Origin of the sequence: Paenibacillus jepli (genome assembly GCF_047238105.1) — a bacterium.
Taxonomy (GTDB): domain Bacteria; phylum Bacillota; class Bacilli; order Paenibacillales; family Paenibacillaceae; genus Paenibacillus_D.
Window position 1 is genome coordinate 5,107,525 of the sequence record NZ_JBDFMD010000001.1, and the last position, 23,654, is coordinate 5,131,178.

Here is a 23,654-nt window from a genome sequence, read left to right on the forward strand (position 1 = left end):
CCCCGAGCAAATTAATCATGATTTGCGGATTAATGCAGCGCGGTCAACACCGCGCCGATGGCTTCAATGGCCGCTTGGGAATCCTCTCCTTCCGCGATAACCTCGATCTCGTCCCCGTATTTGGCGCCGATAGAGATCATGTTAACCAGGTTTTTCGCGACGAACAGGCTGCCGTTTTTGATCAAGTAACTATCCGACTGGTGCCGCGAAGCCGCCTCCACGATTTTGAGCGCGGGACGCGCATGGATGCCTGACGGGTTCATGACCCGATATGTTTTTCTCATCAGTATGCACTCCTACAATATAGCTTTGATACGATCCTTGAGCTTCTCCGCCTCCATGCCGAATATGGCATGGACCGAGCCTCTGCCCAAGCGGATGACGCCGAGCGCTCCCCATCTCTTCAACTCCGCTTCGTCGACCAGCGCTTCGTCATGCACGGTCAGTCGCAACCGGGTGATGCAGGCATCGATGCTCCGGATATTGGCTGTGCCGCCAAAGGCATCCGCAACCGCTGCGGCGATGTCCCTTCTGTCGTCAGCGGCGAGAGCGCTCTGTCGGTCGCCGGGCTGGCTGCCGCCCCCGGCAGCTGCATCTGAGGCGTCCGCGCCTGGCGCTTGCGAATCCAGCCCGCCCGTGAGAATACCGGGTTTGTCGATCGTATGTCTCAGCCCGGGAGCATCATCCGGTTCGCGTCCCGGCGTAATCAGATTGAACCGCACGATGATAATCCGGAACAGGATGTAATAGAACACCGCAAACGCCAGGCCGATCGGCAGGATGAGCAGGGGCTTGGTCGCCAGCGGATAATTGATGACATAATCGATAAAGCCGGCAGAGAAGCCGAAGCCGTGCCTCACGCCCAGCTCGACCGTAATATAGCCGCTTACACCGGCCAATAAGGCATGAATCACAAATAATAGCGGAGCGACGAACATAAACGCGAACTCGAGCGGCTCAGTTATGCCGGTCAAAAAGGATGCCAGCGCAGCGCTTATGAAAATGGCGGAGATCAGCTTGCGTTTCTTCCGGTGAGCGCTATGGATAATGGCCAGAGCTGTTGCCGGAAGGGCGAACATCATGATGGGGAAATATCCGGCCATTAGGAGCCCGGCTTCCTTGTCGCCGGCAAAGAAACGATTCAAGTCTCCTTTGTAGATCTGGCCAGCCGCGTCGACATAGGTGCCGATCTGGAACCAGGCGATGTTGTTCAGGACATGGTGCAGCCCGAACGGAAGCAGCAGGCGATTGGCGGAGATATAGACGAACGCCCCGACGCCTCCCAGGTTGATGACCCAGGTGCCGAAGTTATCCAGCGCATGCTGAATGGGACCCCAGATCATCCCAAAGCCGACAGAGATGATAATCATCGCGCCGGAGGTGATGATCGGCACGAAGCGCTTGCCTGAGAAGAACCCGAGCCAGCCCGGAAGCTGGATCTGATGATAGCGTTTGTAGAAGAAGGAGGCGACCAGTCCTGCCAATAGACCGCCAAGCGCCCCCATATTCAGATCACCTTCCATATGGGACCAGTCCCCCAGCACGATGGGCAGCTGGATCAGGACATGCTCCAGCACCAGGTAGCCGATCACTGCCGCGAGCGCAGCCACGGCATCGCCGCCGATCCCGATGCCGATGCCGATCGCAAAGATAAGCGGGAGGTTGTCGAAGATCGCTGAGCCGCCGGCATCAAGAAACGGGGCGATGTAGCGGTTCAGCCACACCCCGAATTCGCCCAATCGGAAATCCTGTTCATAATCGATGTTGCCGAACCGGAGCAGCAGCGCAGCTGCGGGCAGGACGGCAACGGACAGCATAAGCGATTTTCCGATTTTTTGCAAGAAAACCAGCATGCTCCGCTCTCCCCTCTACTCAAGTTACTTGGTGCAGCTCGATCCGGAACGCATCCGGTTCCCCGACGCCGATTTCCCGGTACTCACAGGAGACGGATGCCTTGGTGTGCTCGTTGCTTATGGCAATAAAGATAACACAAGTCGGACAGTCCGCTTTGACGATCAGCGCGGGGTCGAAGGTAACCAGCGGTTGTCCCATCCGCACCCGGTCGTTCACGCCTACTTGCAGGTCAAACCCTTGGCCCTGTAGATCGAAGGTATCGAGTCCGATATGGATCAGCAGCTGCAGCTCGGAATCATGCCTGAGCAGCAGCGCATGCTTGGTCTGGGCGATCTGGCTGATCGTCCCGTCGAAGGGAGCCATCACGCAGTTGCTTGAAGGTTCGATCGCGACACCGTCTCCCATATAACCGCGGGAGAAATTGTCGTCGTTCACCTCGTGCAGCGGGAACAACCGGCCTGCGAGCGGGGCGGCCGCTCCGATAAGGGCGGGGGGCTCTTTCCTGGTGTGGAACACCGGCTATCCCTCTCTCTCTGTAGGTTCTAGTGGGGATGGAATAATAGATGCAGGTGGATGGCCATATAGCCGATCTCATCTTGGGTGATCTCGACTTCGATCTCCTGCCGGATCAGCTCCGCGATATCGGAAGCCAGCGCAAACGAATCGGGATAGTTCGACTTCAATTCGGTGATGATCGGATTCGCTACGGGCCGCTTCAGCATCAGCCGTTCGATAAAAGCGCGCAGATGCATCACCAGTCTGGCATAGTCTTGACCGGTCCGATGGAGCGAGATGGCCTTGGTCGTTTCTATGTATTCGACGATGCGGTTGATCAGCCCGGTAAGCGTCACCAGCTGGCCAACGGATGCGGTACCGACGCAGGAATGGACATGCAGGGCGAGAAAACCGATCTCGTCGTCGGGGATCGGGAGGTCGAACCGCTCGCTGATCATGACGGCTGCTTGCGCAGCGATCTCGTATTCCAGCGGGAAATTGATCTTCGTCTCATGCAGGAACGGGTTGTTGATCTCCATGCCGTTGCGGAGCCGGTACAGAGCAAACTGGATGTGGTTCGGCAGGGCAAAGTAGACCTTTGGTTGAACGGGCGTGCCCAGCCGTTCTTTCACATTTTCCACGATTTTTTCAGAGATTAGCATAACCTCGGGATCGATATTCTCGATCAGCTCCTGGTACTCGCGGATCGGCTGCGCGTCGTCGAGCCGATACCGCTTCTCGATCCTGGAATCGGAAGTGTTGATCCACCCGCTGCCCCGGGAAGCGAAGCCGAGGCCTTTGCCGAAAAGCACATATTCAATGGACGTGCGGGGATCCACGGTCAGAATAACATTGTTGCCAACGATGCGGTCGATGCGCTGTCTTTCTTTCCCGGCCAACTTGATCCCTCCTGAGGGTAGATTCCAAGCGATAAAAAGAAAAGCCGAAGATGCGGGCTTCCCGAACGGGATCCGGCATATTCGGCTCATGCCTAGTTATGACTAGTAGCACGCCTATAAAATTTACGATTAATAATTAATTCAATGATATGATAGGTGACGTTAATCTGTCAATTAAAAATATATCTAGCCATGTAAGCGATTTAATATTTAAAAAAACGATTATTTTTATTTTGTTGACAACGAAGTAAATACGAGTTATGCTGTCCTCAGCTGAATACGTGAGGAAACATAACGTGTTACCGAGGGCATGAGTTATGCAAGCAAAGATCTGCTTGCGTGACTTATGCCCTTTTTTGACATGCGGCACGTTTTCCCTGCGAAAGGCAAACAAATCGATGAGGGGTGCGAGGGACATGAAGTGGAAACAAACATTGACGGGTGGAGTTGCGGCATCGATGCTGCTGGTATTGGCGGCTTGCGGCGGTACGAATACTCCTGCAAACAGCGGAGCGGTCAACACGCCGCCGGCGGCAGAGGGTACGGAGACTGGCGGCGGCGAGACGCAGGGTCTGACAGGCGAGTTTGAAATCCAGTATTTCGTCGGCGGCTATGGTGACTCGTGGTGGAAGGAAGTACTCGAGGGGTTCCAGCAAGCCAACCCCGAGCTGAAGATTACACAGACGGCAGGACCTAATATCAACGAGCAGATGCGGCCGCGCTGGATCCAGGGTGACACGCCGGATGTCGTCTATATCGACGGGGCAGGCTCCAACGAACGGCAGATGATCGATGACGGCCAACTGATGGATATTACAGACTTCCTGGCAGAGATGGTCAACACCGACGGCGAGAAGCTGACGGACATCCTGATCTCCCAACCGACGGCTTACGACGGGGACCGCAACTACACGCTGCCGCTGGTCTTCGGATCCTGGGGCCTGTTCTATGACAAAGCTTTCTTCCAGGACAATGGCTGGACGGCTCCTACCAGCTGGAGCGAGTTCGTCGAGACTAGCGAGGCAGTGAAAGCTTCCGGCATCTCCGCGCTGATCCATACCGGCGTATATCCTTATTACATCAATGGCGGCCTGGTCGATTCGGCGATGGTAGCAGCCAATGGCGGCGACGGGTCGATCCTGACGCAGCAAGCCAATCTGGAGGAAGGCAGCTTCTCTGGTCCGGCTGTGCAACAGGCACTGGCCCAAGTGACCGAGCTGGTCGACAAAGGACTGATCGATCCGGGCGCAGTATCGCTCAACCACACGGATTCCCAGATCCAGTGGCTTCAACATCGGGCTGCCTTTATCCCTAGCGGACTGTGGCTGGAGAACGAGATGAGCAAGGATATCCCGGATGGCTTCGAATTTGGCTTTATTCCATCGGTAGCCCAGGATGCGGGCGAGAACAGCATCGTCATCCCTTACACGAACACGATCGCGATCGCCGAGAATGCCAAGAATCCGGAAGCAGCCAAAGCCTTCCTGCAATACGCGTTCACGGAAGCCAACGCAGTACGCTGGGCCGAGCTGACCGGCGCTCTGATGAACGTCAAGGCGGATCTGAGCAACACCTCCGCCAGCGAAGTGGTCAAGGAAGCAATGGAATTCTTCAACTCCGACACGACAACTGTGGCTCCAGTCGCGGTCTTGAATGCCGATGTGGAGAAAGCGAAGCAGGATGCGACGATTGCGCTGGCCACTGGCCGGATCACCGCAGACGAATGGATGCAGCGTCTGGAAGCGGCTGCCGCCAAAGCGCGCGATTAAGCCGCTGCGCAGCTGCGGGTGACGGCTGGAAGTGGGATAGACCCGGGAGTGTCCCTGATATGCCGATTACGGACGAAAGTACAATTAAAAACAGACAAAATAACAGATACGAGTGCTTGAAGGACAAATGTGCAGTTAATGCACAGATAAATGGGGATAAAAGGAATTTTTGTTTTGATTAATTGTACTTTTGACGGTACACTCCCGACAGTCGGACTAGTTTGTTGATATAGTTGTACTTTTGTCCGTAGCTAGCTTAGCTGGCGCATGTTCTTCCTGAAGCCGCCCGCTCTCCAAAGCTTTTATGCACGGGAGAGGTCGGGGCGGCCGGGAAGATTACCGAATTGCACGAAGGAAGGTAAGCATGAATGAGCCAATCTGCCAGACGTAGGATGTTTTTAATCGTTTTTTTACTGCCGACCTTTTTGTTCTTTTGTCTGTTCACGCTCTATCCCATTGTGAAGGGAATCCAGATTTCTTTTTATGACTGGTCGGGCGGTACGAAGAACATGGACTTTATTGGACTGGACAATTACAAGCAGCTGCTTGACGATCCGATTGTCGGAAGAGCGGTTGCCAATGACTATTTTCTTGTTGTCGGCAAAGTAATCGGCATCATGCTGCTGGCCACGTTTTTTGCGGTCGCGGTGACCAGGCTTAATGTCTGGGGAAAAAACGTCTTCCGCGTATTGTTTTTTATTCCGAATGTCATATCTGTCGTCGTCATCGGCGTGTTGTGGAGATATGTATACAATCCTAACCTTGGCTTCCTCAACTCGTTCCTCTCGCTGTTTACCCCGGAACGGGTGCAGACAGCATGGCTGGGCGAGCCTCATACGGCGATGTCCTCGCTGCTATGGCCGTCCATCTGGGCGGGCATCGGCTTCTATATGATCCTGCTCATCGCTGCTATCCTGGCGATCCCCAAGGAGCTGTATGAAGCGGCGGATCTGGATGGCGCCTCGCAGTGGCGGCAGTTCTTGGCCGTCACCCTGCCGCTGATGTGGGAGCAGATGAAGGTGAGCATCCTGCATATCGTAATGACGACGCTCAACGGTTCCTTCATCCTCGTCTGGATCATGACGGAGGGCGGGCCGGATAACTCGACCCAGGTTATGGGTTCGTACTTGTACCAGATGGGCTTCCGGCAATACCATATGGGCTACGCGGCGACCATCGGCGTACTGATCCTGGTGCTGTCCCTGCTCACCACCGTCCTGCTGCAGCGGATCATGAGACGGGACACGATTGAATTGGCATGAGGAGTGAAACCAACCGATGTTAACAAGACAAAACCCCGTTGCGCGCCTGATCACCTATATCCTGCTGCTGCTGTGGACGACCGCCGTCGTCTATCCGCTGGTCTGGACGCTGTTCGGCTCGCTCAAAGACAATCCGCAGTTCATGCTGAAGGAGCCCTGGGCGCTGCCTGAGCTGCCGCTGCTCTGGGAGAATTTCACCTATGTCTGGGGAAGATACGGCTTCGGCAGCTATTTCGCCAATTCGCTGCTTGTCACTGCAGGGAGCATCGCGCTCTCCTTGTTTCTCTCGGCGACAACAGCTTACGTATTGGCCCGCTTCAACCTCAAAGGCGGCCAGATCCTATACTACTTGTATCTGTCGGCGATGATGATCCCGATGATCCTCGGGCTGATCCCGCTGTTCTTCCTCTTGAACGATCTGGGGCTGATCAACCGGATTCCCGGCCTGATCCTGGTCTACACGGCCAGTGCGCTGCCCTTCGGCATCTTCGTCCTGGTCAGCTTCTTCAAGACGCTGCCCAAGGAGCTGGAGGAAGCGGCCTCGATCGACGGTGCCGGCTATACCCAGACGTTCTGGCACGTCATGCTGCCGCTGGCCCGCTCGGGTCTGATCTCCGTCGGCATCATGAACGGTCTCAACATCTGGAACGAGTATATTATGGGCTCGGTCCTGGTCAACAAGCCGGAGTTGTACACCCTCCCGGTGGGCCTTGCTGTCATGCAGAACGAGATGCAGTACCGCACCGAATGGGGACCGCTGTTCGCAGGCTTGCTGCTGTCGATCCTGCCGGTGCTGATCGTGTACATCATCTTCCAACGGCAGATCGCTGAGGGCGTCACGGCAGGTGCAGTGAAATAGCTGCTGACTTCACCGTGAGCAGCCGCACAGCAGCCCGTGTGGCCGAGCTGTAAGGGAAGAAAAGTGCGTTGCAGCACGCAGTAGCCCGAGTAGCCGAGCTGTAAGGGAAAAAAAGTGCGTTGCAGCGCACAGCAGCCCGGATGGCGGAGCTGTAAGGGAAGAAAAGTGCGTTGCAGCAGTCAGTAGCCCGAGTAGCCGAGCTGTAAGGGAAAAAAAGTGCGTTGCAGCGCACAGCAGCCCGGATGGCGGAGCTGTAAGGGAAGAAAAGTGCGTTGCAGCAGTCAGTAGCCCGAGTAGCCGAGCTGTAAGGGAAAAAAGTGCGTTGCAGTGCGCAGTAGCCCGTGTAGCCGAGCTGTAAGGGAAAAAAAGTGCGTTGCAGCGCACAGCAGCCCGGATGGCCGAGCTGTAAGGGAAGAAAAGTGCGTTGCAGCACGTAGTTGCCCGTTGCAGCGCCCCCTCTTTCTTCCCTGGCCACTTGTTGGAATCTTAAGTTGTCTCATTATGTTTGTCGAAGAAACCAACTTTTTACGAAAGGGAGTTCAGTCCATGCGCACACGCTACAAGTCATTGATCATGTTATTGATAGCTGCCGTTTGGTTCTCCAGTATCCCCGTCTATGCGGCACCGGAGGATCCGCCGGAGCCGATAGACTATCCCGTGTTCGAAGATGCGTTCGTCCGCAAGTCGAGAGGGACGACCAATAGCAGTTTCGAAAACATTACTGTTGCACACGGAGCCCAGTACGACGGACAAGGCATCACAGTGCTGAACGCCAAGTATTATGGGACCGATGAGATCATCGCGGCGATGAAGATTGCATTGCCGACGAAGGAGGAGATCGAAGACAACGAACTGAACCGCTTTGATTTTGTCTTTAGTGTGTTTAAAAATCCCAATCCTTCATTTGGCAACCAATCCTATGTGTTTCATTACACCACCGATACGACTTGGGCAGAAACGTCGATGACTTGGAATACCAAGCCCGCTGCGATCGACCGCAGCAGCACGCAGACGCTGTTCCAGTTCGACATCCTCCAAGGTGACGAATATGAGATCAAGACGGATGCGGAGAAATTAATTGCCTCAAACATTACCGATACTATCCTGAGACTGGTCGACGAAGGAGTGGAACAGATCACGGTCTTTGCAACCGCTGTGAACAGTCTCGACACCTCTCTGATGTTCCACAGCAGAGAGACACGTGATGTGGCCAAACGGCCAAAGATCGTCGGCTCGCACCGGCCGGCCGTCGACCCGGCAGATCCAACCGACCCAACCGACCCAACGGACCCGACGGATCCCACCGACCCAACGGACCCGACGGATCCCACCGACCCAACGGACCCGACGGATCCCACCGACCCCACAGATCCGGTTGATCCCGCAGATCCGGGCAATATCGCGTATCAGAAGCCTGCGCGAAGCAATCTGAACAAGAATCTGGCGGCACGTGTGACCGATGGCGATCTGGCTACTTCCTGGAACGGTATCTTCTATCCCTCCTATGTGGACATCGATCTGATGGATCAATATGATCTGAGCGAGCTGAAGGTGTATCTGCCAACGGGCAAGATCGCCTACTACACCATCTACGGCAGCAACGACGGGGCCACCTATGACCGGCTGTACCAGAAGCGGACCAGAACGCCGGCCACGGCGGCGGGCGATCGCATCGTCCTGGAGCAAGCGGCCTCCTACCGCATCATCCGGGTCTATATGGAATATACGCAGGGCGAGAATGCGGCGCATCTCTCGGAGGTCAGAGCGTATGGCACCAAGACGAATACGAGCACCGACCCTCTACGTACCGGATCCCTGGAGGACATTCTGGGCATGCGGGATTTCAAGAATACGCAGTACGCCGAAGCGATTACCGACGCCGAAACCTACGAGAATATCTATGGTATCGTAGAGCGTACGGTCGGTCCGCAATACCGGAACTGGTTTTCATTCGAAGTGGCGCCCAATACGGCCAATGATGATGATTACTTCGAATTAAGCGACCAGAACGGGAAAGTGCATATCAAAGGCAATAAAGGCATCTCGATTACGACGGGCCTGAATTACTATTACAAAAATTACCTGAATGTGCACATCTCCGAGCAGACGATGCAAGTGCGTATGCCGAGCAGCATCGTGCCTATCGGGAATACAGTGCGCAAAGAAACACCGTACAAAGTCCGTTACGCATTCAATTATTGTACGCTTAGTTATTCGTTCGCCTTCTTCGGCGTAGAAGAGTGGCAGCGGGAAAATGACTGGCTGGCGCTCAACGGCGTCAACGTCGTCCTGGATCTGGCAGGACAAGAAGCGACCTGGGTCAAATTCCTGATGAACTTCGGCTATACCTTCGATGATGCGAAGGATTGGCTGACCGGTCCGGCTTATAACGCCTGGCAGTTCATGGCCAATATGGAGGCGTTCGGCGGCCCGGTGCCGGACGGGTATATCATCGACCGTGCCGAGCTCGCAAGAAGCACCATGCGGTGGAAGAACTCGCTTGGCATGCAGACGGTGCTCCAAGGCTATGCCGGTGTAGTGCCGACCAATTTCAAGGAATTTCAGCCGGATGTAGAGGTTATTACGCAAGGGACTTGGAACGGCTTCAGCAGGCCGGATATGATCGCCACGGATTCGGCGCTGTATGACGAATACGCCAGATTATTCTACGCCGCTCAGGAATTCGTCTACGGCAAAACCTCGCAGTATTATGCAGCCGACCCGTTCCATGAAGGCGGCAGAAGACCTGCGGGGCTGAGCGATGGCACGATTGCGCATGAAGTGCTCAATTCGATGCTGGAATACGATGAGGATGCGGTGTGGATCGTCCAGGGCTGGCAGAGCAATCCGACCAATCAGCTGCTTAATGGAATGGGTGATCGCCGCAACGACCACGTGCTGATCGTCGATCTGATCAAATACCCGCTTCAGAACTTTACGAAATACAACCGGTTGTCGTATGACAGTACGCGGCTGGATTCACTGGAGTTTAACGGCACCAACTGGGTGTGGGGCCTGCTGGGCAACTTCGGCGGCAACCCGTCGATGAACGGCCAGTTGGACGTGATGGTGAACGACATCCAGCGCGCGAAGCGGGAGAGCCAGCATATGGTGGGCATCGGCATCATCTCCGAGGCGCAGTATGACAATCCGATCATCTACGATCTGATCTTTGATCTGGCTTGGGCGGATGACAATTTCAATCTGAATCAATGGATGAGTAAGTACATCGAGAGGCGATATGGCGGGATATCCGAGAATGCCCGGTTGGCCTGGAATATCATGAAGGATGCCAACTACAATTACGGCGTGCGCTTCACGCCGCAGATCTATGCGATGAAAAATACGACGCCGCAAAACTATGGCACCCAGAACATCGCTTACGGGGCCGATAAGCTGGAGATGGCTTTCCGTCTCCTGGCGGACGATTTCGACCGCTTCCAGACGAGTGAGTCATATCGTTACGATCTGACCGAGATCATGCGTCAGCTCGTCAGCAATTATTCGGTTCTGGTCTATAATGAACTGCTGGAGGCCAGAAACAGCAGGAATCTCGAAGCTTTCCGGGAAGCCAAAGAAGCGTTCCTGCATTCCTTTGACGTGCTGAATGCCGTACAGGCGACCCAACAGGATCAGCTCGCAGGAGAGTGGATCGGTAAAGCGCAGGATCTGGCCGCGCCTTACGATGATTTTACGCTGGACGCGTTCGAGATGAATGCCAAGACGTTGATTACGACGTGGGGCTCCAGACAATCCCACCGCAATCTGAAGGAATACGGCTGGCGCAATTACGAAGGCATGTTTATAGACATCTACAAAAACGTGTGGGAAACGTATCTGGACAAGGTCGAAGCCAATCTGGCGACCAATGCGACGATTAACAACATCGATATCCTGGGCTACTTCGACGTCTTGGGAATGGGTCATGGGCAAGCAGGACTATACCCGGGAAGCCAAAGACAGCGCGGATGATCTCAAGGCAGTCGTCGAACTCGTACTTGAACACGCGATGCTGTCCGGAGACATCGATCCGAACATCGGCAACCAGGCGCAAGGCCGCGTGGTGAGCACCAACTCTAATCACGTGACGGGCAACTTGTATGCGGCGACCGACGGCAAGGCCGATACGCAGGTTACGCTGAACGCGACAAGCCAGGTCAGGGAACCTGAGCTGATCGTAGACCTGGTAGGCAAGTTCCAGATCTCCAAGATCCAGGTGCTGCTGGAAAACCAGGGCTTCGGGGGGTACGAGTTGTACCTGAGCAGCGACAGGGAGAGCTGGACCAAGGTTGGCGAGATCGCCGCATCCGAGATCTCCGAGGAGGGAGATACGTTCTCCGTTGCAGATCTGGAAGGCAGATATGTCAAGCTGCAAGCGGTCGGAACCGCAGGAGCGAGCCGGGCGATCTCGATCCAAGAGTTCCGAGCTTACGGCGAGCGTATCTTGCCTTCACTGGATCAGTTAAGCTCGCTGGTCGACTTCGCAGCGACGATTCCTGAGGAGGCGAGCGATCCGGACGCGGTGTCGGCGCTGAGAGCGGCCTTGCAGAATGCAGAGCAGGCGATCGCCATCGAGGCGGCAGTGGATCAAGTGAACAGCGTCTACTGGAATCTGTATGAGTCGATTCTGAGAATGAATCTGCTCGGCCGGAAGAATGTAGCGATCGGCAAGCCGGTGACTGCGCACAACGGCACCAGCGGCAACCCTGGCCGACTGGTCGATAACAATATCGGTTCGCACTGGGATTCGGGAAGGCTCAGCCAGACCGGACAACCGTACCAGCCGACGATCACACCAGGATGGGCCATCGTCGATCTGGGCGAGACGTACCAACTGGATGAGCTCCAAGTTATCTTCGGCACCAATAATCAAGGACACTGGCATCATTATGAGCTTCATACGAGTCTCGACGGCACGAGCTGGACAAAAGTAGGCGAGAAGACGACCCAGACGACGCCAAATGAAGCGGAAGATACGCATGCATTGGAGCATGTCAAAGCCAGGTATGTCAGACTGGCAACCACCAATATCCGGGAAGTGAATAATCAGCGAGCCCCTTATCAGGTGGCCGAGTTGCGTGTCATGGGCACCAAGCTGGATGCGGTGACGGAAGTGGCCGATGCAGCCGATGTGTACGTGCCTTATGGTTCCACTGCCGAACAGGCAGCGGCTTACTTGCCGCCGACCGTCGGCGTAACGCTGGAGAGCGGCCTGACGGTAACATCAGCCGTCTTGTGGACGATATCCGCGGACTATGACGGCACGACGCCGGGCGAATACACAGCAACCGGTACCCTGTCTTCTCAGGTATACAATCCGGATGAGCTGACGGCCAGTGCGAAGATCATCGTCGGTCCTCGGGGAGAGAACGACCCGCCGGTGTGGCCGGAAGCCAGCCAACTGCAAGCGTCGAACATCGGACGGGGCGGGTTGACGCTGACTTGGACAGCGGCAGAGGATGCAGATCGCGTGACGGGTTACAGCATCTATGATGAGAGCGGACTGGTAGGCACGGTAGCAGGGGATGTCACGACCTACACGGTTACAGGTCTTACCGCAGGTACCACCTATACCTTCACCGTCCAGGCCGTCAACGCCTTTGGCTTGTGGACGACGGATGGTCCTGCAGTGACGGTGACGACGGAGCGGGCGCCGAGCAATCCGCAGTATCCGATCTACCCGGTCTATCCAGAGCCTCCGGTAACGCCGCCGGGCACAGATCCGGAAGAGGAGCCTGGCGTATCGCATGAGATTGTCGTGAAGGCGCCTGAGGCAGGTGCCGATGGCATCGCCAAAGCGCGTATCACTAGGGATGCTTACGACAAAGCGGCAGCCGAAGGCGCACAAGTCACTATCACAGTGGAAGAGGCGCCGCAAGCTGCAGGCTATGAAGTTATCCTGCCGCCGACCGCTCTGGCGGGTGGCAGCAGCGGGCAGGGCGTGACCATCCGGACTGTGCTGGGCACGATCTCGGCAGCCTCCGATCTATTGCCGCCAGCGGCGGTCACGGGGGTGGAAGAAGTGTCCTTGTCGATCGCCAAGGCAGACCGGGGAACGGGAGTCGACCTGGCAGTGAAAGTGGATGGTAAGGAGCAGGCTTGGCGCAGCGGAGCGTCGCTGGATGTGTTCCTGCCGTATACGCCGACAGCGGCTGCTCTGGCCGATTCGGACTATATCCTCGTATGGCATACGGAGGCTGACGGTACCGTCCGCGTGGTGGCATCCGGCAAGTATGATGCCGAGCGCGGAGGCGTAGTCTTCATGGCCGAGCGATCAGGGCGTTATACCGTTGACTATGTTCATAAGACTTTCGGTGATCTGCAGGGCTATGACTGGGCCAGATCGGCCATCGAGAGCATGGCATCCCGCGGCATCATCAATGGAACCTCCGCCGAGACGTACCGCCCTGGCGCGGAGATCAAGCGGGCGGATTTCATCGCACTGCTGGTGCGCACGCTGAATCTGAAGTCTCAGACGCAAGCGAACTTTGATGACGTGCGAGCTGATGCGTACTATGCGGAGGAAGTAGCGGTTGCCAAGGCGCTCGGCATCACGCAAGGCACCGGTGACAATCAGTTCAAGCCGGAGCAGTCAATCTCCAGACAAGAGATGATGGTCCTCCTGGATCGCGCGCTGGCGCTGCTTGGTCAGCCGCTGGAAGAGGGTTCGCTCAGTGATCTGGAGCCATTCCAGGATTATGAAGCAATCGCCGGATACGCGCGTCAGAGCGTGGCCAATCTGGTGAAGAGCGGACTCATCCAGGGCAAAGGCGACGGCATCGACCCGTCGGGCCAGGCTACCCGGGCCGAGATCGCGGTGCTGGTCGAACGTTTGTATCGTTTCGTGTATTAGAAGTTTTAATAAGTATTTGAATGGCAAGAGGCTGCCCTTGGGGCGGCCTCTTGCTCGTTTCTCTCGATTTGCGGACAGAGGATCCGTTATCAGTCGGAAAACGGAGACTAACGAGCACAAAACCAGCAAATAACGGATCGTGTGTCCGCTGGGCCTGCTCTGGGCAGGGTTTTGTTGCCAATAGCGATCTGAATGCTCGCTTAAAACACAAGTGATCTTCTCCTCGTCTAATAGAGTAACAAGGGATAAGGAAGGGGCACTATCCGTTATGAAGAATAAAGCGGCTTCACTCCTGCTGGCAACTGTGATGTGCGCATCGTTATTCGGCACCTCTTTTGTCAGTCCGGGCGGCCATATCGGGGTCATCATAGACGACGAAGCGCTCCAGTTATCGGTTGCGCCCGTCATCAAGCCTAATCCGAGTCACGATCGCATCTTCGTGAAGGGCAGTACGATGGATTTCCCTGATCAACTCCCTTTACCGTTTGAAGCGATGGAGCTGGAGCAGGTCGAAGCGCTGCAAGCCATTCCGTCCACTTGGCAAAAGAAGAGCAGCCTCCGCTTGGGTCAGGTAGAGCAAACGGAGCTGGTCCTGGATTTATATGAGTTTTCAGAAGGGGTAGTCACTGATATTCACGGGATATTCTCGTATAGAGATCAGCTCTATGTCATGAAATTTCTGAACGCAGGAAGGGATAGCGAAGTCCGGACGCAACACCTCAGCTCACCTATTGATGCAGAAGAGACTGGTCTCGGGCTCGTATCCGTCATCGGCACGGAGTATGTAACCCAATGGCTCTTATTCGATACTTCCGATCAGCAGTGGCGAGTGATGCGCTTGCTTGGTGAAGTGGTCGGCCGCGCTGACGATGATCTGATGGCGCAGTTTCCGGGAACCGGGATGAACCCTCCGGCAGCATCCATTGTTCGCATACACCGGGACGGGGTTGAAACGGCGAATCTGAGTGAGGTCTTCCGTTCTTTTGCGGACAGTCACGATATACCTTTCGGGCAAGTTGTTACCCGGTTTCAAGCAGCTGATGGGCAGGCTGACATCAAAGCAGTCCTATATAAGGACGGACAAGAAGAGGTCGGATCATATCGACTCGATGGAAGTACGCTGAGATCACGATAGCGGATTATATGTCTGGAAGAGATACGGCGTGTCCCTGAACATACGAGAACGATCAGTAAAAAAATATCTTTACTGATCGTTCTCATTATGGTAGTGTAACATTCATAAGCAGGGAACATTTTTTTGATTTAATTAGAACGATCGTTCCCGATAAAAAAAGGGGGTCACCTATGACGTCTACCATTCTTTACTGATCATTCCCGATCTGGTATGATGTGCTCGGAGGGATCACAAATGGCCAGAAGCAAAGAATTCGATGAACATGTCGTCCTGGATAAAGCAATGAAGCTGTTCTGGAAGCAAGGCTACGCCCAAACCTCGATGAACGATCTCGTGGAGCACATGGGTATCCATAGAAGAAGCTTGTATGATACGTTCACGGATAAACATACCTTGTACTTGAAGGCTCTAGACCGATTCGGTGAGCGAATCACCGGCCGCTGGGCTTCCGGCATCCAAGGAGCCGGCACGGCAGAAGAGGCGCTGCGATTCATTTTTGACTTCGTTATAAAGGGCGAGGATGATTCGCCTCCGGGCTGTTTTTTTGTTAATTCCGCTGTTGAGCTTGCTCATACAGATAAGGAAGTCGACGCCAAAGCTGTTGACGAATGTGCACAAACGGAACGGATCCTGCAGGAAGTCGTGACACGCGGCCAGCTAAACGGGGAATTCGCTGAATCAGGGGATGCAAAAGCTTTAGCAGAGTATCTGTATATTGTCATTACGGGCTTGCGCGTCATGGTGCGAACCTCGACGCCGGAGACAAAACTGTTTCGAATTGCAGAGCAATCGATACAGATGCTAAAGAGATAAGCATAATTTTTTTTGCACATATTAGAATGATCGTTCCCAAATAAGAGGAGGAGTACATATGACGAAGACTATCGCATTGATTACTGGCGCCAATAAAGGCATCGGTTATGAAATCGCCAAGCAATTAGGAGAGCAAGGGATCACGGTATTAACTGCAGCACGGACCCAATCCGTGGCAGATGATACGGCGGCAAAGCTCGCGGAGAAAGGCATTGAAGCGATTGGGGTGCAGTTGGAGGTAACTAACGCCGATCATATCAAGGCGCTGGCGCAATATATCGAGGATACCTTTGGGCGATTGGATATTCTGGTTAACAATGCCGGCGTTCATCTGGAGAAAGGGGGCTACGAAGGTGACGTGCTGCGAGATTCGTTTGAGGTGAATACCTTCGGCCCCTTCTATATTACGGAGGCGCTGATGCCGCTCTTGCTGAAGAGTGAAGCGGGCCGCATCGTCAGCCAGAGCAGCGGTTTAGGGTCCATCACGCTTGTTCAAACGAATGAATTCGTGCAGGGGATCGCTACGCCAGCGTATTGCGCTTCCAAGGCTGCGCTAAATATGCTCACAGTCTATTGGTCGGGACGTACTAAAGGAACGAATATCCTTGTCAACGCCGTACATCCTGGCATGGTAAGGACGGATATGGGCGGCGAACAATCAGAGCTCTCTGTAGAAGACGGAGCCAAGACCGCAGTAAGGATGGCGACATTGCCAGCGGACGGACCTACTGGCGGATTTTTTTACATGAACGACGAACTGCCGTGGTAACCAGATTGATTAGTGGGTTAAGGTGCAGCAGAGGAAAAGGATTACTCTTCCCAATTGTGCTTGCTGCCGACGAGCCCGTAAAAGAACAGCTTCGTGAGGTCCCTCGTCATCTTCTGTAGATGCGGGAAGGCCTCTTCTTTTTGCATATAATCCTTGAACATTTGAATGAACACGAGCGCCGATTCGTTCGACAAGCTCGGATCGACATACCCTTCCTGCTTGCCCTCCTCGATTAAAGCCATCAACGATGGCATGATTTTTTCCTGCATCAACTTTTCCAAGTAAGGAAAATCGGTTGCGTATTTTTTCATGAAATGGGTAAACGTGTCCGGGTGTACACCGTTGGCGTTATCAATCTTGGTAAACATGATACCTTTGATTTTATCGATGAAAGGCATGTCGCTGACCAGCATTTCTTCATACACCGACCAGATCTGATCGAGAAAATAAACGAGCATTTCTTCAACTAGATTATGCTTGCTGCCGAAGTAGTTATAGATGGTCACCTGCGACACGTTGGCTTGGCTGGCGATCTCTGCGATGGACACTTTCTGGATGCCGTAGGTCAAAAACAAATCGACGGCACTATGCAAAATGTCCTTTTTTTTCTGTTCTCTGCGTTTTTGGTATCCGTCCATTCCATCCACCTCTCCGTTCCATTCTATCTCAGGTTTTGAAATATAACAACATTCTCAGTTCAAAATGTATTGAAAAGAGAGCCTTCATCATATATTATGAAATATATGAATGATATCATTTCAAAACGTTAATGGGAGGCATGGACATGTCTTTGCTGCGAGTCAGGAGCCTGACCAAAAAGTTTGGGGCATTTACGGCGCTGGACGGGGTGAATCTGGAAGTGGGCAGCGGCGAAATATTTGGCTTCATCGGTCCCAACGGCGCGGGAAAATCGACGACGATCCGCGTGCTGCTGGGCATCTTGAAAGCGACATCCGGCGAGGCGCAATTGTTTGGCAAGGATGCGTGGAAGGATGCAGTCGAGATCCACAAGCGTCTCGCCTACGTGCCTGGCGACGTCAATCTATGGCCGAATCTGACCGGCGGCGAGGTCATTGATTTGTTTGTCAAACTGCGGGGGAGGAGCAATGCGAGCAAACGCGAAGAGCTTATTCAACGCTTCGATCTGGATCCGACGAAGAAGTGCCGGACGTATTCCAAAGGAAACCGGCAGAAAGTCGCGCTGATCGCGGCATTTTCCTCCGATGCGGATTTGTATATTTTGGATGAACCGACTTCCGGACTGGACCCTTTGATGGAGAATGTATTTCAGTCGTGTGTGATGGAGGTCAAGAAGCAAGGGAAAAGCGTACTGCTCTCCAGCCATATTCTGTCCGAGGTGGAGCGTTTGTGCGACAAAGTAGGGATCATCCGGCAGGGCAAAATCATCGAAAGCGGGACACTGCGGGAATTGCGTCATCTTACCCGTACCCATGTCAAAGTGGAAACGAAGCAGCCGGTTCCTTCGCTCGAACAAGTCAAGGGTATCTACGAGCTCGAAGGGCATGGCGCAGAGCTGTCATTCCAATTGGATACGGAAGAGATGGACAATGTCATCCGCCAGATCAGCGAGTATGGCATTGTGAAGCTGGAGTGCGCTCCGCCCAAGCTGGAGGATTTGTTCATCCGTCATTATGAAGGGGCCGGGGGAGGCGTACCGCAATGAGCCATCCGTTATGGTCAAGAACAGGCCGATTGGCCGGTTTTATCCTGAGGCTTGACCGTTTGCGTGCGCCTTTATGGATTGCTGGCATCGCATTTTTTACATGGATCGTACCTCCCGCCTTGTCCGAGCTCTACGGTTCGCAGCAGGATCGGGAGATGATGGCCATAACGATGGCCAATCCTGCGATGACGGCTATGCTCGGCCCGGGGGAACTGGACAACTATTCGGTCGGGGCCATGACCGCGCACCAGATGCTGCTTTTGACAGCGCTGATTGTCGGACTTATGGCTATTCTGATAGTGGCAAGGCATACGAGAGGCGATGAGGAAGATGGGCGGCTGGAGCTGATCCGCTCGCTCCCGGTTGGCCGTCTTTCCTGGCTGAACGCAACGCTTGTTGTACAGGTAGCTGTGTTTGCGCTGCTTGCGTTGGTGACAGGGCTGGGATTGGCGATGCTTGGCATCGACAGCATGGATCTCGAGGGCTCGCTGTTGTATGGCACTGTCCTTGGCATGACCGGCCTCGTATTTGCCGGAGTGGCCGCGTTGTTCGCCCAGCTGTCAGACAGTGCGCGCGGGACGATCGGTTACTCGATCGCGGTCCTTATCATGACGTATCTGATGCGGGCTGTAGGTGATGTGAGCCATGCAACGTTATCCTGGCTGTCCCCGCTCGGATGGGTGACGAAAACAAGCGTCTACTCGGACAACAATTGGGGGCCGGTTGTTCTGATGGCCGCGTTGGCTCTTCTGCTGTTTGTCGTGGCGAACGGGTTGAATGCGATTCGGGACCTTGACAAAGGGTTTATGCCGACAAGGCCGGGCAAATCCCGCGCCTCGCGCTGGCTGCAAAGCCCGCTTGGCCTTGTGCTTCGCCTCCAGCGGACAGGACTGATCGCCTGGGCTATCGGCATGTACGTCCTGGGCGCCTCGTATGGTTCCATCTTGGGCGAGCTGGAAACCTTCCTTGCCAGTAATGAGATGTTGGGTCAGCTATTGGGCGAGGCTGACGGGGTGACGTTAACGGAACAATTCATAGCGATGCTGATGATCGTCATGGCGATATCAGCGACGATTGCGCCCTTGTTGGCTGTGCACCGGCTTCGCGCAGAGGAGAAGAAGGGCCGCCTTGAGCCGCTGCTTGGCACTCCGGTTTCCCGTGCCCGGCTGCTGGGAAGCTACATGGTTACTGCGATGCTAAGCGGATTTTTGATGATGTCGTTTGCCGCGCTTGGCCTGTGGACTGCCGGCAGCGCTGTGCTGGATAACGGGTTGAGCTTCGGTATGCTTTACGGTGCGGCTGCAGCGTATTTTCCGGCTATGCTGGTGATGCTCGGGATCTCGGTTCTGCTCGTGAGCTGTTTCCCGAGGCTGATCGGACTGAACTGGCTGTACCTGATCTATTCGTTTATTGTGCTGTATATGGGCGGACTGCTGCAGGTGCCGGATTGGAGCTTGCGGATCACGCCTTACGGTTTTGTGCCGCAAGCTCCCGTGGAGGACTTGACGTTCCTGCCGCTGATCGGCCTTGGCGTCATCGCGGTGACGTTGATTGCGGCGGGCTTCATTGGCTTCAGAAGGCGGGATCTGGACGGGGCGTAAATACGAGTGTGAAAAAACAAGCGATCCCAGCCGCCGGTGCTACCGGGGCGGGTTCGCTTGTTTGTGTCCACTAACGTTACTTTTACCAATCGACCGTATTCGCAGCCTCATCTCGTACCGGTTCGTCTACGGAACTAAAGGTATTGTTCTTGAGGAAGCTCGCATCCACGCCCGGGGAGAGCAGGATGCCGACCCCTGAGTGGCTGAATTGGTTCCCTTCGAGCAAAGTAGCCAGCACGCCCGTGCCTGTGATGGCAGTCGGGGTGCGGAAGGCAATAGGCATCGCGGCAGGAACGCCACGCAGCGTGGCTACGTTTTCCGAGCCTTGTCGGTTGATGCTGTTGTCTTTGAACTCGGCCCCGTACACGATGATCACATCGATATGGGTTCTGCCGCCTCCCAGTGCAGCGTTGACCCCGGCCCAGGTCGTGCCGAAGTGCGGGGACGCTCCAGCCAAGGCGTTACGCTTCACCTGGATGAAATAGACCGGCTCCGGTGAATTCACATCGGAATCACGTCCCCAAAGGGAGATGCCCTGTGTATGATCAGACACATTATCAGCGATGACCGCATCATACGTGTTGTGATACACCTGAATGCCGCCGCGGCTGTTCAACGTGACGTTGTCCGTCAGTACCACATCACGCGCCATACGCAGGACGCTGAATTTACTCGTGCGGTCGGGCACAATCGTCCACGGCTCATCCACGGTCGCTACATGGTTGGAATAATTCGTGATCGTTCGCAGCTGCCCGAGCCCCTTGCCTTCGACGATGACAATGTTCCATTGCTCCGTCCAGCTTTTCCCGGCAACCGTGAGGTCGACCCCCAGCGTGGCTGTTGTGGACGTCGCTTCGAGAATTTCTCCCTGGGCGAAGTTCGACCCCGGATTTTCCATCAGCAGCGTCTCGCCATCGTTGAACTCCGAGCCTACGCCCTCTATGGTGTTGGATGCCATGTAGATCTCCTCCGCATTCCAGCCGCGTGAGCCGATGCCGAATTTGATGCCGCGGAAATTGCCGCCTTCGGTCACCCCAGGGATCAGATGCCCGGTACCGTGATTGCCTTCAATCACCATCCGCTTGGCGCCAGCGTTGAAGATGTTGCCCTGGGCAATGTCGAAGCTGTTGTTCCGGGCCGTGAGCTTGCGCTCGATGAATGGAGAATAAATACCCATCTCATAGCCTGTAAATTCGTTATCCAGGAACAGCACGTCTTCCTTGGCGCCGATCACCGCTGACAGTCCGATGTTCGGATCATCCAGTGGAAAATCTGCGACCGAGTTGTATACGAAGAAGCGGCTGGCCGTCTGGTTCGCCGTGTTCCAGGGGTGACCCAATGTGAACAGGTTGACTTTCCTCGTCAGCGTACTCGTGTCCGCTGTAAACGTCAGACTGGCAAATCCCGTCTTGCCCACGGTGACGCCGTCGCCCTTGCTGCCGAAGAGGGTACCGTCGCCTCCCGTACCGATGTAATGCAGAATGGCAGTATCTCTATCCTCACCTTGCAGCACCACACCCGCCCTCATCTTCAAACCGGTGTGAAGATAGGTGCCTGCGGGCACGAGCAGCACGCCTCCGCCATCATCGGCGATATCGTCAATGGCGGTTTGAATCGCTGTCGTATCATTGGTGACCCCATCGCCGGCCGCGCTGTAATCGACCTTGATATCGCGGACTTGCGTCCAGTTGAAGTCCTTGGCCCAAGATACGTTCAAGCCGAGCGGATCAGGATTGGCGCCAGCATTCACGACCGTAAGGGTTTCTCCCGCCAGTCGGCTCCAAGGCACATTTGAGCCGTTCCTAACCTCTACCGCGTACTCACCTGCAGGTGCGCTGCCCACGTCAAAATCCAATGCATACGGCGATACAGCGACAATAGTAACTGGCTCCACCTGCTGGCTAACGGTGTTTACCAGACGTACCTCCGTATTCGTGGTTCCCCCGAATTCGGCTGCATCGAGCTGGCGGCCGATCAGCCGAACATTCATCCCTGCGAACGCCTCGCCATCCGGCAGCCAGCGCGGGTCGGCACCGTTGACCACGACGGTGTCGCTCAGCCCATAAGCATTTTCCACCCAGACGGCGTACATCCCATGAGCAAGCGTATCCGGGATCACCACCCGGACGAACCGGTCGCCACCCGATTCCTGCTGCGCTGGCGTCAATTCCATTGCCCCGGAGGAGGGAGCACTAGGAACAGAAGCTCCAGTCAATGCCTCTATCCACACCGAAGTGTCCAATTCCGTCATGCCTCCGCCGTAGAGAGATAGCACTTCTCCAGCCTTGACCGCCTCCGATGCCCGCAAGATGATGGGAGGCTGCTCCCACGCCTCGGACAACACCGTGACCGCCAGTCGTTCCTCGGCACCGGACAACAGGTTGATATCATCAGGCGCAATGGAGGCAACCACCTCATATTCGCCCGCATAAGCCGCTGTCCAGCTGACTGCCGCCTTGCCGTTAGCATCTGTCGTCGCTGTTCCGATTGTGTCTGGAATGGCCTGGCCCACATAAGGACCTTCAAGATGGAACGAGATCGCCTTGCCTGACAGCGGGGTCGTACTGCTCCCTGTCACGGACTCGAAGGTGAGACCTACGCTCACCGTCTCACCCGCATCCAACGTGAGCTCCGCGTCATCGAAGGTCAGCTGGGTCGCTGCGTAAGCGGGCAGGGTAATCGTGGCCGCGCTGGAAGGAACCGACCGCAGCTGCCCGTCCACATTTAGCAAGGCGTATTCATAGGTGACCCCTGCCTCCAAATTCTCATCCAGGTACGTCGTGATGCCTGAGGCCGCTTCGCCAATCTTGAGGAAGGCGTCGTCGCCCTGGCGCTTCCGGAAGATATCTACAGCCGTCGATGCGGAGTCATCCCAATCGAGCTGTACCTTTCGATTGCCCAGACTCTGAAGGGTGAGATTGGATGTGGTTACCGGCACGGGTTCGTCGAAAAACATGCCTAGCGCATACCCGTAATTCCCGCTAAGCCTAGTAATCCTCAGCTTGAAATCCCCGCTCACTTGAAACGTGACATAGACGCCCTGGTTGATGGTATCGAGGGTCTGCGTCGCCAGAACCTGATTTTGGGCATCAAGGATGTCGAGACGCTGCACCACCGTCTCCTGATTGCCAAAATCCGTTGCATACACCGTAAACAGGTGCGGGTCGCTGTCGTTAAGATCAAAGCTGTATGTGCCCGCCGATGAGACGTATACGCCTACTTTTTTCCTGGACGTCCCGTCGGGGGTCTGCAGCGCCCGCGGATCATTCGGCGGATAGGTCCAGTAGTTGGTGCCGCTCTTAGAGTAACCGCTTACATAATTGGGCAATTGGGCCACATCGGCTGCAGCCGGCGTATCTCTTCCGTCAGTCAGCTCTGTCGAATAGAACGGCAGCACGTAACCATCCCCCCCATAGACCCCCACCCAGTTACCCTGCGTGACGCGCTCAGTAGAGAGGACCTGTGCCGAAGTCGTCGACGCCTGGCCCTGACTGACCGGACCTGCCGGTGCGAGCAAAGAGACGCACAAGATGAAGACTACAGCAGTTATCCATTTGTTTCTCATCAACATCATCCTTTCTCAATCTGGAATCGAGTCCTACTATAGCATACGGTCCGTTTCGAAACGATTAACACTTTTTTCTCTTACATAACTAAAGCC

General features: G+C 55.1%; 16 protein-coding genes. 10 read left to right on the plus strand and 6 right to left on the minus strand.

Annotated elements, in window-relative coordinates; genetic code table 11:
* Window positions 1-29: 29 nt before the first annotated feature.
* The 4 genes from ABC336_RS21895 to ABC336_RS21910 are packed head-to-tail and all read right to left on the minus strand — an operon-like array spanning window position 30 to window position 3,248.
* Entirely contained in the window at window positions 30-284 is a 255-nt protein-coding gene (locus ABC336_RS21895) for an HPr family phosphocarrier protein (RefSeq protein WP_413240654.1), read from the minus strand.
* Window positions 285-296: 12 nt separating this feature from the next.
* Window positions 297-1,853 (minus strand): PTS transporter subunit EIIC, encoded by a 1,557-nt coding sequence (locus ABC336_RS21900; RefSeq protein WP_413240655.1) that lies wholly within the window; start codon window positions 1,851-1,853, stop codon window positions 297-299.
* Between the two features lie 19 nt (window positions 1,854-1,872).
* Window positions 1,873-2,370, minus strand: a complete 498-nt coding sequence (locus tag ABC336_RS21905) for a PTS sugar transporter subunit IIA (protein ID WP_413240656.1) — start codon at window positions 2,368-2,370, stop codon at window positions 1,873-1,875.
* A 26-nt stretch (window positions 2,371-2,396) separates the two neighbouring features.
* Complete coding sequence (locus ABC336_RS21910) at window positions 2,397-3,248, minus strand: BglG family transcription antiterminator (RefSeq protein ID WP_413240657.1); 852 nt, start codon at window positions 3,246-3,248, stop codon at window positions 2,397-2,399.
* 416 nt (window positions 3,249-3,664) lie between these two features.
* Here ABC336_RS21910 and ABC336_RS21915 point away from each other — a divergent pair, with 416 nt between their 5' ends.
* The 8 genes from ABC336_RS21915 (at window position 3,665) to ABC336_RS21950 (ending at window position 16,708) form a co-directional block, all read left to right on the plus strand.
* Window positions 3,665-5,017 (plus strand): extracellular solute-binding protein, encoded by a 1,353-nt coding sequence (locus ABC336_RS21915; protein WP_413240658.1) that lies wholly within the window; start codon window positions 3,665-3,667, stop codon window positions 5,015-5,017.
* A 368-nt stretch (window positions 5,018-5,385) separates the two neighbouring features.
* The gene (locus tag ABC336_RS21920; protein ID WP_413240659.1) at window positions 5,386-6,279 is read left to right on the plus strand and encodes a carbohydrate ABC transporter permease; all 894 of its coding nucleotides are present in this window, start codon (window positions 5,386-5,388) and stop codon (window positions 6,277-6,279) included.
* Window positions 6,280-6,295: 16 nt separating this feature from the next.
* Entirely contained in the window at window positions 6,296-7,138 is an 843-nt protein-coding gene (locus ABC336_RS21925) for a carbohydrate ABC transporter permease (protein WP_413240660.1), read from the plus strand.
* Window positions 7,139-7,684: 546 nt separating this feature from the next.
* Window positions 7,685-11,110 (plus strand): alpha-N-acetylglucosaminidase TIM-barrel domain-containing protein, encoded by a 3,426-nt coding sequence (locus ABC336_RS21930; protein ID WP_413240661.1) that lies wholly within the window; start codon window positions 7,685-7,687, stop codon window positions 11,108-11,110.
* Window positions 11,064-13,991 carry an S-layer homology domain-containing protein gene (locus tag ABC336_RS21935; protein WP_413240662.1) on the plus strand — a complete coding sequence of 976 codons (2,928 nt, stop codon included), beginning with the start codon at window positions 11,064-11,066 and terminating at the stop codon, window positions 13,989-13,991. Before ABC336_RS21930 ends, ABC336_RS21935 begins: the two co-directional genes overlap by 47 nt.
* A 268-nt stretch (window positions 13,992-14,259) precedes the next feature.
* Entirely contained in the window at window positions 14,260-15,126 is an 867-nt protein-coding gene (locus ABC336_RS21940) for a hypothetical protein (RefSeq protein ID WP_413240663.1), read from the plus strand.
* Between the two features lie 234 nt (window positions 15,127-15,360).
* Complete coding sequence (locus ABC336_RS21945) at window positions 15,361-15,939, plus strand: TetR/AcrR family transcriptional regulator (RefSeq protein ID WP_413240664.1); 579 nt, start codon at window positions 15,361-15,363, stop codon at window positions 15,937-15,939.
* Between the two features lie 58 nt (window positions 15,940-15,997).
* Window positions 15,998-16,708, plus strand: a complete 711-nt coding sequence (locus ABC336_RS21950) for an SDR family oxidoreductase (protein ID WP_413240665.1) — start codon at window positions 15,998-16,000, stop codon at window positions 16,706-16,708.
* 41 nt (window positions 16,709-16,749) lie between these two features.
* Here the strand turns inward: ABC336_RS21950 and ABC336_RS21955 are convergent, their stop codons facing one another.
* Complete coding sequence (locus ABC336_RS21955) at window positions 16,750-17,346, minus strand: TetR/AcrR family transcriptional regulator (protein ID WP_413240666.1); 597 nt, start codon at window positions 17,344-17,346, stop codon at window positions 16,750-16,752.
* Window positions 17,347-17,492: 146 nt separating this feature from the next.
* On the opposite strand from ABC336_RS21955, the gene ABC336_RS21960 reads away from it, so the two are divergent.
* Both ABC336_RS21960 and ABC336_RS21965 read left to right on the plus strand, forming a co-directional pair.
* Window positions 17,493-18,392, plus strand: a complete 900-nt coding sequence (locus ABC336_RS21960) for an ABC transporter ATP-binding protein (protein ID WP_413240667.1) — start codon at window positions 17,493-17,495, stop codon at window positions 18,390-18,392.
* Complete coding sequence (locus tag ABC336_RS21965; RefSeq protein ID WP_413240668.1) at window positions 18,389-19,993, plus strand: ABC transporter permease; 1,605 nt, start codon at window positions 18,389-18,391, stop codon at window positions 19,991-19,993. The genes ABC336_RS21960 and ABC336_RS21965 overlap by 4 nt, the downstream gene beginning before the upstream one ends.
* Before the next feature lie 82 nt (window positions 19,994-20,075).
* Here the strand turns inward: ABC336_RS21965 and ABC336_RS21970 are convergent, their stop codons facing one another.
* Window positions 20,076-23,558, minus strand: coding sequence for a glycosyl hydrolase family 28-related protein (locus ABC336_RS21970; protein ID WP_413240669.1), 3,483 nt, complete (start codon window positions 23,556-23,558; stop codon window positions 20,076-20,078).
* Window positions 23,559-23,654: the final 96 nt, after the last annotated feature.

Excerpts from the sequence above, each read along its gene's own strand:
- ABC336_RS21895 (WP_413240654.1), bottom strand. The coding sequence starts at position 284 with ATGAGAAAAACATATCGGGTCATGAACCCGTCAGGCATCCATGCGCGT.
- ABC336_RS21900 (WP_413240655.1), bottom strand. The coding sequence starts at position 1,853 with ATGCTGGTTTTCTTGCAAAAAATCGGAAAATCGCTTATGCTGTCCGTT.
- ABC336_RS21915 (WP_413240658.1), top strand. The coding sequence starts at position 3,665 with ATGAAGTGGAAACAAACATTGACGGGTGGAGTTGCGGCATCGATGCTG.
- ABC336_RS21920 (WP_413240659.1), top strand. The coding sequence starts at position 5,386 with ATGAGCCAATCTGCCAGACGTAGGATGTTTTTAATCGTTTTTTTACTG.
- ABC336_RS21925 (WP_413240660.1), top strand. The coding sequence starts at position 6,296 with ATGTTAACAAGACAAAACCCCGTTGCGCGCCTGATCACCTATATCCTG.
- ABC336_RS21930 (WP_413240661.1), top strand. The coding sequence starts at position 7,685 with ATGCGCACACGCTACAAGTCATTGATCATGTTATTGATAGCTGCCGTT.
- ABC336_RS21935 (WP_413240662.1), top strand. The coding sequence starts at position 11,064 with ATGGGCAAGCAGGACTATACCCGGGAAGCCAAAGACAGCGCGGATGAT.
- ABC336_RS21940 (WP_413240663.1), top strand. The coding sequence starts at position 14,260 with ATGAAGAATAAAGCGGCTTCACTCCTGCTGGCAACTGTGATGTGCGCA.
- ABC336_RS21945 (WP_413240664.1), top strand. The coding sequence starts at position 15,361 with ATGGCCAGAAGCAAAGAATTCGATGAACATGTCGTCCTGGATAAAGCA.
- ABC336_RS21950 (WP_413240665.1), top strand. The coding sequence starts at position 15,998 with ATGACGAAGACTATCGCATTGATTACTGGCGCCAATAAAGGCATCGGT.
- ABC336_RS21955 (WP_413240666.1), bottom strand. The coding sequence starts at position 17,346 with ATGGACGGATACCAAAAACGCAGAGAACAGAAAAAAAAGGACATTTTG.
- ABC336_RS21960 (WP_413240667.1), top strand. The coding sequence starts at position 17,493 with ATGTCTTTGCTGCGAGTCAGGAGCCTGACCAAAAAGTTTGGGGCATTT.
- ABC336_RS21965 (WP_413240668.1), top strand. The coding sequence starts at position 18,389 with ATGAGCCATCCGTTATGGTCAAGAACAGGCCGATTGGCCGGTTTTATC.
- ABC336_RS21970 (WP_413240669.1), bottom strand. The coding sequence starts at position 23,558 with ATGAGAAACAAATGGATAACTGCTGTAGTCTTCATCTTGTGCGTCTCT.